This window comes from Streptomyces sp. CBMA156, assembly GCF_014596515.1.
Lineage (GTDB): Bacteria > Actinomycetota > Actinomycetes > Streptomycetales > Streptomycetaceae > Kitasatospora.
This window is the reverse complement of sequence record NZ_MSJQ01000341.1, coordinates 1-11017: the sequence shown is the minus strand read 5'-3', so window position 1 is coordinate 11017 and position 11017 is coordinate 1. Positions and strand designations below refer to the sequence as shown.

Genomic DNA, 11017 nt, shown 5'->3' with positions numbered 1-11017 from the left:
CCTCCGCGGTGCCCTCGCCGGTGCCGCCGTCCGCCGCGCCCTCGGGGGCCGCGCCCTCGTCCGCCCCACCCCCGTCCGCCGTGCCGAGCGCGGTGCCCGTGCGCCGGGTGCTCACCGAGGCGGAGAGCAAGCCGGTGTACGACCTGGACCCGGCGCAGCGGGTGGTGGCGCTCACCATCGACGACGGTCCCGACCCCCGGTACACGCCGACCGTGCTGGCGCTGCTCGAGCAGTACGGGATCAGGGCGACGTTCTTCCTGATCGGCGAGAACGCGGTCGAGCACCCGGCGCTGGTGCGGGAGATCGCGGACCGCAGCCACCACATCGCCAACCACACCTGGACCCACCCGGACCTGCGGCACCTGTCCGGGGCCAAGGTGCGGGACGAGCTGGAACGCACCTCCGACCTGCTGCACCGGACCACCGGCCGGCTGCCCACCTGGTTCCGCGCGCCGGGCGGGGACTGGTCCGCGGAGTCGCTCCAGGTGGCCGCCGACCTCGGGATGCGGAACATGGCGTGGTCGGTGGACCCGCGGGACTGGGCCAGGCCGGGGACCTCGGCGATCACCGACCGCGTCCTCAAGGGCGTCCGGCCCGGGTCGATCGTGCTCAACCACGACGGCGGCGGGGACCGGTCGCAGACGGTGGCGGCCCTGAAGGCGTACCTGCCGGTGCTCGTCGACTCGGGGTACTACTTCACGGCACCGCCGAACTGAGAGCATTTCGAGTGAATTCGGGGTGGCGGCTTCAATCCTTGAACCACTCGAAAAGGTGAGGAGGGAGAACCGTTTCTGCGGATTTTGGGCCTCTAGGGTGATCTCGCACCGATTAACCGGGTACCGCCGAGTACCACCTGAAAGGCCCTCACTCATGCGTCTCCGCAACGCCGTGCTCGCCGCCGCCAGCGCCATCGCCCTCGTCCTCGCCGTCCCGTTCTCCGCCAACGCCGCCGAGGGGGACTTCCTCTACAAGGTCGGCCCCGGGGTCCTCACCGGCCTGGCCGACCCGAAGAGCGGCGAGTGCGTCGACCTGCCGTGGACCACCGAGGTGGCGCCGGGCTTCGCGCCGGAGAACCTCACCCGCTCCACGGCCACCGTCTTCCTGGCCTCCGGCTGCGCGGGCGACGTGTTCTACGACATGACCCCGGGCAAGAAGCTCGGCGACCGGCTGAAGCTGCGCTCCGTCCTCTTCTCCTGAACGGACGGTCGCCGCGGACGCACTTCCGCGGCGGCGGGGCGCCGTACTCGGCGTACCCGCGCTTCCGGAGGCTCCAGGCCGAGGAGACCGCCCGGGTGTACGACCCGGCCCTGGTGGACGCGATCGTGCCGCCGGGGGCCGGGGCGGTCGGGCGTCTCGCACAGGGGCTCGCCGGGGTGGCCCGGGCCGGGCGGTCGGCGTAGGTTCGAACTGTCCGGCCCGGTCGCCGGCGCCTCGTCGTGCCCGTACGCCCTGTCGTGGTGGTGCGGCCCGCTGTGTCCGTGGTCGGGCGCCGCAGCCTGGGCAGAGCGAAGGAGGGCCTGGGATGACCGGCAACGGCTATGCGCACCCCGAGGCGTTGGTCCGCACCGAATGGCTGGCCCACCACCTGGACGACGGGACGGTCAGGGTCGTCGAGGTGGACGAGGACACCGAGGCCTACGACCGGGACCACATCCCCGGCGCGGTCGGCTGGAACTGGACCACCGATCTGCACAGCCAGGTCGGCCGCGACTACGCCGACCGCGACGGCGTCCAGCACCTGCTGCGGGCGGCCGGGGTCGAGGACGACACCACCGTGGTGCTGTACGGCGGCAACAACAACTGGTTCGCCGCCTACGCCTACTGGCTGTTGCGGCTGCGCGGCTTCGGGCCGGTGCGGCTGCTGGACGGCGGGCGCAAGAAGTGGGAGCTGGAGGGGCGGGAGCTCACCCCGGAGGTGATGGACTACCAGCACACCGGCTACCGGCTGAGCGGGCCCGAGCGGCCGGGGCTGCGGGCGATGCGGGACGAGGTGCTGGCCAAGGCCGAGGTGTTCGCCAAGCCGGGGGCGGACGCGGTGCTGGTGGACGTCCGCTCCCCGGCCGAGTTCAGGGGCGAGCTGATCGCACCGCCGCACCTGCCGCAGGAGCAGGCCCAGGTGCCGGGGCACATCCCCGGCGCGGTCAACATCCCCTGGTCGCAGGCGGCCAACGACGACGGGTCGTTCCGCTCGGCGGAGGAGCTGCGGGAGCTGTACGGCGGGAAGGGTGTGGGGTCGGAGCGCGAGGTGATCGCGTACTGCCGGATCGGTGAGCGGTCCGCGCACACCTGGTTCGCGCTCACCGAGCTGCTCGGCTACCCGCACGTCAAGAACTACGACGGCTCGTGGACGGAGTACGGCTCGCTGGTCCGGGCGCCCGTGGTGCTCGGGGCGTGAGTGGCGGGTGGTGTGCGAGTGACGGGCGGAGCGCGAGTGGGGGATGGAGCGCGAGTGACGGGCGGGGCGGTGTGACGACGTCGCGGCACCGCTGCGAAGCCGTCATTTCGGCGCGTTTCTTTTCATGAACATCTCACGATGGGGGAGTGGACGAGGCGCCTCCGGGACAAGGATCGATTCAACCCAATCGTTCCGGTGATCCTGGAGGACCACGTGCGCAAGAGGCTGATCGTCTCCGCTGCCAGTGCCCTGAGCCTGTTCCTGGCCGTTCCCGCCTCGGCATCCGACTTCCAGGCCGGCGCGGCCGGGGTCGGTGACCGGTACTACCCGACCTACGGCAACGGCGGCTACCAGGTCTCGCACTACGACATCCGGCTGAAGTACCAGCCCGCCACCGACGAACTCGAAGGCACCACGACCATCCTCGCCACGGCGACCCAGGACCTCTCCCGGTTCAACCTCGACTTCGCGCTGAACGTCTCGGAGGTCCGGGTCAACGGGCGGCCTGCGGCCTTCACCACCAGCGGCGAGCAGGAGCTGGAGATCACCCCGGCCCGGCCGCTGGCCAAGGGCAGCCAGGCCACCGTGGTCGTGCGGTACAAGGGCGTGCCGTCCAGCGTGAAGAAGTACGGCTTCACGGCCTGGCTCCGCACCCCGGACGGCGCGGTGGCGGCCGGCGAGCCCGAGTCGGCGTGGTGGTGGTTCCCGAGCAACGACCACCCGAGCGACAAGGCCACCTTCGACGTCTCGGTGCTGGTACCGGACGGCAACCAGGTGATCAGCAACGGCATCCTGACCGGTACCTCCTCGCAGGCGGGCTGGACCAGGTACAGCTGGCGCGAGACCAAGCCCCAGGCGACCTATCTGGCCACGCTCGCGGTCGGCAAGTTCGACGTCACCACGGACACCACGCCGAAGGGCCTGCCGGTCTACAACGCGTACAGCAAGGATCTCGGCGACAACGCGGACGCGGCCAAGGCGAGCGTCGAGCGCACCGGTGAGCTGGTCGACTGGCTGAGCGGCTACTTCGGCGAGTACCCGTTCAGCTCGGTCGGCGGCTACGTCCCCAACGTGCCGACCGGCTTCGCGCTGGAGACCCAGACCCGGATCTTCTACAGCCCCCGACAGTTCGCCCGGGGTTCCAACACCTCGGTGGTCGTGCACGAGCTGGCCCACCAGTGGTACGGCGACAGCGTCTCGCTCTCGCAGTGGAGCGACATCTGGCTGAACGAGGGCTTCGCCCGCTACTCGCAGTTCCTCTGGTCCGAGCACGAGAACGAGGGCACCGCGCAGGAGCTGGCCGACTACGTCTACGCCTCGCATCCGGCCGACGACCCGTTCTGGACCGTCAAGCCGGGCGACCCCGGCCCCGACAACCAGTTCGCGGGCGCCGTGTACGACCGGGGTGCGGTCGCCGTCCAGGCGCTGCGCAACGCCGTCGGGGAGGACGCGTTCTTCCGGATCCTCAAGGGCTGGCCCACGGAGCGCCGCTACGGGAACGCCACCATCGCGCAGTTCCAGGCGTATGCGGAGAAGGTCTCCGGCAAGAAGCTCGGTGACGTGCTGAACACCTGGCTGTTCACCGCGAGCAAGCCGGCCGTCGGGCCGGTGCCGGCCGGTGCCGGTGCCGTGGTCGCGGCCTCGCCGGCCCTGGGCGCGGGTGCGGACCAGACGCAGGGGCAGCTGCCGGCCGAGCCGAAGTCCTGGAAGAAGATCCAGGAGAGCAACTCGCTGCACGAGGCGCACAACTGACGGTCCGACGTATCGGGCCGGCGGTTCGCGTACGCGCCGGGATGACGGCTTCGCCGCACCACTGCGAAGCCGTCATTTCGGCGTGTTTCTTTCCATGGAGATCTCGCGATCGGGTGGTGGGTGAGGGGCAGTCAGGACAAGGATCGATTCAGCCCAATCACTCTGGTGATCCCAGGAGGACCACGTGCGCAAGAGATTGATCGTCTCCGCTGCCAGTGCCCTGAGCCTGTTCCTGGCCGTCCCCGCCTCGGCCTCCGGCTTCCAGCCGGGCGCGGACGGACTCGGTGACAGCTACTACCCGACCCTCGGCAACGGCGGCTACCGCGTCTCGCACTACGACATCCGGCTGAAGTACCAGCCCGCCACGGACGAGCTGGAGGGCACCACGACCATCCTCGCCACGGCGACCCAGGACCTCTCCCGGTTCAACCTCGACTTCGCGCTGAACGTCACGGAGGTCCGGGTCAACGGGCGGCTCGCGACCTTCGCGACCAGCGGGGACCAGGAGCTGGAGATCACCCCGGCCCGGCCGCTGGCCAAGGGCAGCCAGGCCACCGTGGTGGTCCGCTACAAGGACGTGCCGTCGACCGTGACGAAGTACGGCGGCTTCACCGCCTGGCACCGCACCCCGGACGGTGCCGTAGTGGCGGGCGAGCCCGTGTCGGCCGGGTGGTGGTTCCCGAGCAACGACCACCCGAGCGACAAGGCGACCTTCGACGTCTCGGTGCAGGTGCCGAACGGCAGCCAGGTGATCAGCAACGGCGTCCTGACCGGCACGTCCTCCCAGGCGGGCTGGACCAGGTACAGCTGGCGCGAGGACAAGCCGCAGGCGACGTACCTGGCGACCCTCGCGATCGGCAGGTTCGACATCACCACGGACACCACGGCGAGCGGGCTGCCGGTCTACAACGCGTACAGCAAGGACCTCGGCGAGAACGCCCCGGCGGCCAAGGCGAGTGTCGAGCGCACCGGTGAGCTGGTCGACTGGCTGAGTGGCTACTTCGGCGCCTACCCGTTCAGTTCGGTCGGCGGCTACGTCCCCAACACCCAGTCCAGTGGCGCCCTGGAGACCCAGACCCGGGTCACCTACGGCCCCCGGTTGTTCGCCCGGGGTTCCAACGCCTCGGTGGTCGTGCACGAGCTGGCCCACCAGTGGTACGGCGACAGCGTCTCGCTCTCGGACTGGAACGGCATCTGGCTGAACGAGGGCTTCGCCCAGTACGCGCAGTTCCTCTGGTCCGAGCACGAGAACGAGGGCACCGCGCAGGAACTGGCCGACTACGTCTACGCCTTGTTCCCGGCCGACGACCCGTTCTGGAGCGTCAAGCCGGGCGACCCGGGAGAGGAGAACCAGTTCGCCCTCGCGGTGTACTACCGCGGCGCGGTGGCCATCCAGGCGCTGCGCAACGCCGTCGGGGACGACGCGTTCTTCCGGATCCTCAAGGGCTGGCCCACCGAGCACCGCTACGGGAACGTCACCATTCCGGAGTTCCAGGCGTACGCGGAGAAGGTCTCCGGCAAGAAGCTGGGCGACCTGCTGAACACCTGGCTGTTCACCCCGAGCAAGCCGGCCGTCGGGCCGGTGCCGCCGGGTGCCGCGGTGGCGGCCTCGCCGACCCTGGGCGCGGGTGCGGACCGGGCGCGGGGGCAGCTGCCGGCCGAGCCGAAGTCCTGGAAGAAGATCCAGGAGGCGGGCTCGGTGCACGAGGCGCGCGACTGACGGCGTGACGGATCGGGCCGGCGGGCCGCGCGTGCGACGCGAACCGCCGGCTCGGCCTACGCCGCTCCGGGGCCGTCGGCCGCCAGCAGTTCGGTGAGGCGGCGGACGGCGAAGGGTATGAGGTCGCGGACCGGGAGCAGCCGGCAGGGCGCGCTGCCGACGAAGGCCTCACGGATGCCCGCCCGCTCCTCGAACTCCCGGCCCACGACCGGGAAGTGGGTGCCGTTGTCGTCCGCCACGTCCGGTGCCTCGATCCAGACCCGCTCGCCCTGGATCGCCATCGGGAAGCGGCGGAGCTTGAGCCGGCGGTTGGGTGCGAAGGTCTCGGCGTAGTGCAGGAAGGTGTTGCGGTCGTGCCCGACGCCGACCAGCAGCACGTGGCCGCCGAGGTCGTGCAGCGCGCCGAACGGCGACTCCCGGCCGACGGCGAAGCCGAGCGACCGGCGGGCGGTGACCTCCCTGGCGTGCGTGCCGACGGCGGCCACCGAGACCTGGGGATGGGTGCTGCGGTGGCTCTCCGGCAGCGCGCGCAGCGCCTCCGCCACCGCGCCGGTGGAACAGGGGAGCCCGGGGTGGAACAGCGGGACGGCGGCCCGCTGTTCGGCGATCCCGGGGGTGGGCGGGCCCGGGTGCCCGGGGGCCGGGTCGCGGACCGTGTCGGAGGTGAAGGTGGGCGCGGCGACGGTGCCGCCGGGCCCGACCGCCTCGCGCAGGGAGGCCGCCACGGCCGCCGCGCCGCCCTCGACCCGGCCGAGGCTGGAGAGCGAGGAGTGCACGATCAGCGCCATGCCCTCGCGCACGCCCACCCGGTGCCAGCCCTCGACGAGGTCGGCGGTGGTGAGCGGGCCGGTGCTGCCCGGTGCGGTTATGGTGGTGCCCCCTGGTGGCGGTGGTGCTGTTCGTACTGGGACCGTTCGGGGCCGACCATAGCGGGTGGCACTGACAAGCGGTCAGGACGGGTGCCCTCCGCCGGATCAGGGACGGCCGGCGGGCCGCAGTCGCGGGTAGTCGGTGTAGCCGGCCGCCTCCTGGCCGTAGAGGTGGACCGGGTCGACGGGGGCGAGCGGCGCGTTCGCGGCGAACCGCTCCGGCAGGTCCGGGTTGGCGATGAAGGCGCGGCCGTAGGAGACCAGGTCGGCCAGGCCCGCGGTGAGCACCGCCTCGCCCCGCTCGCGGTCGGTGGCGGCGCGGTTCTCGCCGACGTTGGCGATCAGCGGGCCCGACCAGCGCGGGCGCAGGTCGGCCAGGGCCGGGTAGTCGTCGTTGTCTGTGAGGTGGAGGTAGGCCAGGCCGAGGCCGTCGAGTTCGGCGAGCAGCGCGCGGTAGACCGGTGCCGGGTCGGCCTCGTGCATGCCGAACTGCGGGTTGCCGGGGGACAGCCGCAGGCCGAGGCGGTCGGGGCCGACGGCCCCGGCGACGGCGGTGACCAGCTCGATCGCGAAGCGCAGCCGGTCGGGGAGGGTGCGGGGGCCGTACTCGTCGGTGCGCAGGTTGGTGTTGTCGGCCAGGAACTGGTGGATCAGGTAGGAGTTGGCGCCGTGCAGTTCGACGGCGTCGAAGCCGGCGGCGAGGGCGCGGCGGGCGGAGTCGACGTGGTCGGCGATGGTGCGGTGGATCTCCTCGCGGGTCATGGCGCGCGGGGTGACGGCCTCCGCCTTGCCGCCGTCCCTGATGTGCACCGGGCCGGGGGCGGGGACGGCGGAGGGGCCCGCGGGGACGTCGCCGAGCAGCCGGTTGAACGGGTGGCCCTGGCGTCCGCCGTGCATCAGCTGGGCGGCGATCCGCCCGCCGGCGGCGTGCACCGCCCCGGTCACCGCGCGCCAGCCGGCCAGGTGCGCGGGCGTCTCCAGACCGGGCAGGCGCCAGCCGGACTGGCCCTGCCGACTGGGCCAGATGCCCTCGGTGACGATCAGGCCGGCGCTCGCGCGCTGGGCGTAGTGCTCGGCGACGACGGGCAGGGGCGTACCGTCCTCGGCGGCCCGGTACCGCGTCATCGGGGCCATGACGACGCGGTTCGGCAGGTCGAGCCGGCCGAGGCGGTACGGGGTGAGCAGGGATGCGGTGGTGGTCGTGGTCATGCCGGTACGGTAGAAGCTGACACCGGTGTCAGGTTCAAGCGCCGACGGCGGTCCGTGCGTCGTCCGGCGCGTCCGTCGGTGCGTCCGCTCGTGCGTCGGTCGCGGTGTCGGTCGCCGTGTCGGCCTCGGTGAGGATCAACTCCTCGATGCCGCGCAGGAACCGCTCCATCGCGGGCCTCGGGAGTACGGACGGGTCCGCCGTCATGGCCAGGCTCAGTGCCTCGGCCGACTGGAGGGCGTCCAGGGCGTAGGTGAGGCCCGGGCGCGGCTCGAACTCCACCGGCCAGCTGAGGGTGGTCCGGTCGTCGCCGGGGTCGGCGACGGCCGGGAGCAGTTCGCGGGTGTCGTTGAACACGCAGGAGCGGTCGGCCGGTTCGACTCCTTCGGCGGTCAGTGCGGCGACCTCGGCGGCCAGCGCCAGCTTGTCGTAGTACGCGTGGCGGTAGGTGCCGATCGCCGCCGCGTGGGTGCGCCGTACGACGTCGCCGAACTCGGCGGTGGCGTCCGGGAGATGGAACAGTCCGTCGCCCGCGACCACGCTCACCGCGTTGGCCAGCTCGGGCAGGAAGCGGTTGTTGACCACGACGTTCAGCACGGCCTCGGAGGAGCCGGCGAGCCTGGCGGTCATCGTGGCCGCCGCGGCGAGCAGGACCGAGCCGGTGCTGACCCGGTGCCTGGCGGCCACCCGTTCCACGGCCCTGGGCAGGGCGGGGGAGCGGAGCACCGCGTTCGGGAAGCGGGCGGGCTGTCCGGCGGCCGGCGGGAAGAGCCTGGCCGGGCCCAGCCGGAGCTTGCGCACGAACTGCTTGCGGGCCCCCGCGTCCCGCCGCAGCCCCCGCTCGGAGGTCTGGAACTCGGCCTCCTCCAGCGGCTGTCGGGCGGGTGTGCGCAGCTCGGCCAGTTCCTCGGGCGAGCTGCCGAGGCAGAGCGCGGACAGGTCGGCGACCAGGCGGCTCATCCCGGAGCCGTCCACCGCGGTGTGCGAGAGCACCAGGCTGATGTGCCGGATCAGCCCGTCCGCCGTCACCGCGCCGATCCGGACCGGCCACTGGGTCGCGGTGTCGAAGGCGCGCGCCGCCAGCTCCTCGTGCAGCCGGGCGCCGAGTTCGGCCGGGTCCTCGTTCGTCGCGGCGGGCAGCAGGTGGACGCCCAGGGTTCCTTCGCCGTCGACGACTTGGCGCAGGCCGCCGTCCTCGTCGGGGAGCAGCCGGGTGTGCAGCGAGTCGTGCAGGTGCAGCAGCCGCTCCAGTGCGGCGAGCAGGACGGGCACCGGGAGTCCTGGGTCCAGCGGCGCCGCGGTGGCGATGTTGTAGCGCGGCGCGTCGGCCGGCGGCAGCTTTCGTACGTTGTCCCAGATGGCCCGTTGGCCCCAGGTGGCCGGTCCGGACTCGGTCCGTCCGGACGAGAAGGCGATCTCCAGCAGTTGGCGAGTGGTCACCGATCGGCTCTCCGTTGTGCGGTGGTCATGGCGTCGTGCCGGTGCGTTGGGAGCGCGGGTGCTGCTGGGGAGAGTGTGGCGTACGGCCCGCCGTGCGTCGAGGGTTGCGGTGCCGCGCCGGGCGGGGCGGCTCGAGGGTTCCCCAGGTCTCTTGATGTGAAGTATCTTGATGTCGAGATTGATCGCGACCGTGCGACTCATACGACTCATGCGACGGGGGCCTGCCATGCGGGGGAACGGACTGATAGCGCAGCTGCGGCGGCCGCCCGGCGGGCGGGACGCGCGGATCATGCTGCTGGCGCAGGGCGTCGACCGGACCGGCACGGGGGTGTGGTCGGCGGCCTCGGTGCTCTACTTCACGTACGTGTGCGGGATGGACGCGCGGCAGCTCGGACTGCTGCTCGGGGTGGGCGCGGTGGCCGGGATCGCCGGCTCGCCGCTGGCCGGGCGGCTGGCGGAACGGGTACCGGTGCGCCTGCTGCTGATCGGCTGCCACCTGCTGCGGCTGGGGGCGATGGTCCTGCTGCTGGTGGTCGACGACTTCGCCGCGCTGCTGCCCGTGGTGGCCCTGATCTGCCTGGCCGAACGGGCCGCCAAGACGCTGGAGATGCTGTTCGCGACCAGGGTGGCGGGCGAGCGGCGGACCACCTACCAGGCGCTGTTCCGCAGTGTGGCCAACGCCGGGGTCGCTCTCGGCGCGGGCGTCGCGGCGATCGGTCTCGCGGTCGGGAGCACGACCGCCTACCGGGTGCTGATCCTGGCCAACGGGCTGTCGTACGTGCTGGCGGCCGTGCTGGTCTGGCGCGCCCGGGAACCGTCCGGGCACGGCCTGGTCGCGGCGAAGGGCGGAGCGGGAGGCGGGGCCGAAGGCGCGGAGGGGCGGGCCGGGGAGCCGTCCGCCGCGCCCAGCCCCTGGCGCGACCGCGGCTACCTGCGGTTCGTCCTGCTGGACATCCCGCTGAACCTGGACGACTCGATCCTGGGCGTCGGCCTGCCGCTCTGGCTGGTGCACCACACCGGCGCGCCGCACGCCGTCGTCCCGGCCTTCCTGGTACTCAACACGGTGCTCGTGGTGCTGCTGCAACTGCGCGTCTCGGCCTGGGCGGAGGGCCCGCGCGGGGCGGCCACGGCGGTGCGTTGGTACGGGGTCGCGGTGCTGGGCAGCTGCCTGCTGATCGTGCTCGCCACCGGCGCCGGGCCGGTCGCGGCCTCGGTCGCGCTGCTGGCCGCGGCGGTGCTGGTCACGGTGGCGGAGCTGATGCGCTCGGTGAGCTCCTGGGAGCTGGCGGTCGTGCTGGCGCCGCCGGGTGCCCGGGCCTCGTACCTGGGGGTCGCCGGGATGTCCCAGTCGGTGCAGAAGTCGGTGGGGCCGCTGCTGCTGACCGGGGTGGTGATGGCGGCCGGGCCGGTCGGCTGGGTGGGGCTCGGCGCGGCGGCCGTCGGGCTCGGCGCGCTCCAGCGCCGGGCCAGCCTGGGGCGGCTGGCGGCACTGGACGCGATGGCCGCCGGTGCCGGTGCCGGTGCCGAGCCGTCGTCGCGGCCGGCCACGGCTTCGGTGGGCTGAAGCGGTGGGCTGATGCGGTGGGCCGGGCGGCACCGCCGCGGAGGGGCAGGGCCGCTCAGCGGCCGTCACC

General features: G+C 72.7%; 9 protein-coding genes. 6 read left to right on the top strand and 3 right to left on the bottom strand.

Features of this window, described 5'->3' with window-relative positions:
* Nucleotides 1-107: 107 nt before the first annotated feature.
* The 5 genes from BU198_RS29495 (at nucleotide 108) to BU198_RS29470 (ending at nucleotide 5867) form a co-directional block, all read left to right on the top strand.
* A complete protein-coding gene (locus BU198_RS29495) occupies nucleotides 108-716 on the top strand; it encodes a polysaccharide deacetylase family protein (protein ID WP_317620372.1) in 609 nt (202 codons plus the stop codon).
* A gap of 154 nt (nucleotides 717-870) precedes the next feature.
* Nucleotides 871-1197 (top strand): hypothetical protein, encoded by a 327-nt coding sequence (locus BU198_RS29490; RefSeq protein WP_188299903.1) that lies wholly within the window; start codon nucleotides 871-873, stop codon nucleotides 1195-1197.
* A gap of 325 nt (nucleotides 1198-1522) precedes the next feature.
* On the top strand, nucleotides 1523-2395 hold the full coding sequence (locus BU198_RS29480) for a sulfurtransferase (protein WP_188299902.1): 873 nt from the start codon (nucleotides 1523-1525) through the stop codon (nucleotides 2393-2395).
* 213 nt (nucleotides 2396-2608) lie between these two features.
* Nucleotides 2609-4147 carry a M1 family metallopeptidase gene (locus BU198_RS29475; RefSeq protein WP_188299901.1) on the top strand — a complete coding sequence of 513 codons (1539 nt, stop codon included), beginning with the start codon at nucleotides 2609-2611 and terminating at the stop codon, nucleotides 4145-4147.
* Between the two features lie 184 nt (nucleotides 4148-4331).
* Nucleotides 4332-5867: a M1 family metallopeptidase gene (locus BU198_RS29470; RefSeq protein WP_188299900.1), complete on the top strand. Its 1536-nt coding sequence runs from the start codon at nucleotides 4332-4334 to the stop codon at nucleotides 5865-5867.
* Nucleotides 5868-5923: 56 nt separating this feature from the next.
* On the opposite strand, the gene BU198_RS29465 is transcribed toward BU198_RS29470, so the two are convergent.
* The 3 genes from BU198_RS29465 to BU198_RS29455 form a co-directional block, all read right to left on the bottom strand.
* Nucleotides 5924-6667 (bottom strand): AAC(3) family N-acetyltransferase, encoded by a 744-nt coding sequence (locus BU198_RS29465; RefSeq protein ID WP_317620371.1) that lies wholly within the window; start codon nucleotides 6665-6667, stop codon nucleotides 5924-5926.
* Nucleotides 6668-6841: 174 nt separating this feature from the next.
* Nucleotides 6842-7945 (bottom strand): alkene reductase, encoded by a 1104-nt coding sequence (locus BU198_RS29460; protein ID WP_188299899.1) that lies wholly within the window; start codon nucleotides 7943-7945, stop codon nucleotides 6842-6844.
* 34 nt (nucleotides 7946-7979) lie between these two features.
* Nucleotides 7980-9383, bottom strand: a complete 1404-nt coding sequence (locus BU198_RS29455; protein WP_317620370.1) for a condensation domain-containing protein — start codon at nucleotides 9381-9383, stop codon at nucleotides 7980-7982.
* A gap of 226 nt (nucleotides 9384-9609) precedes the next feature.
* Between BU198_RS29455 and BU198_RS29450 the strand changes: the two genes are divergently transcribed.
* Nucleotides 9610-10947, top strand: a complete 1338-nt coding sequence (locus BU198_RS29450) for an MFS transporter (protein ID WP_223245102.1) — start codon at nucleotides 9610-9612, stop codon at nucleotides 10945-10947.
* Nucleotides 10948-11017: the final 70 nt, after the last annotated feature.

Coding starts and splice junctions, on each gene's coding strand:
- BU198_RS29490 (WP_188299903.1), top strand. CDS start 871: ATGCGTCTCCGCAACGCCGTGCTCGCCGCCGCCAGCGCCATCGCCCTC.
- BU198_RS29480 (WP_188299902.1), top strand. CDS start 1,523: ATGACCGGCAACGGCTATGCGCACCCCGAGGCGTTGGTCCGCACCGAA.
- BU198_RS29460 (WP_188299899.1), bottom strand. CDS start 7,945: ATGACCACGACCACCACCGCATCCCTGCTCACCCCGTACCGCCTCGGC.
- BU198_RS29450 (WP_223245102.1), top strand. CDS start 9,610: ATGCGGGGGAACGGACTGATAGCGCAGCTGCGGCGGCCGCCCGGCGGG.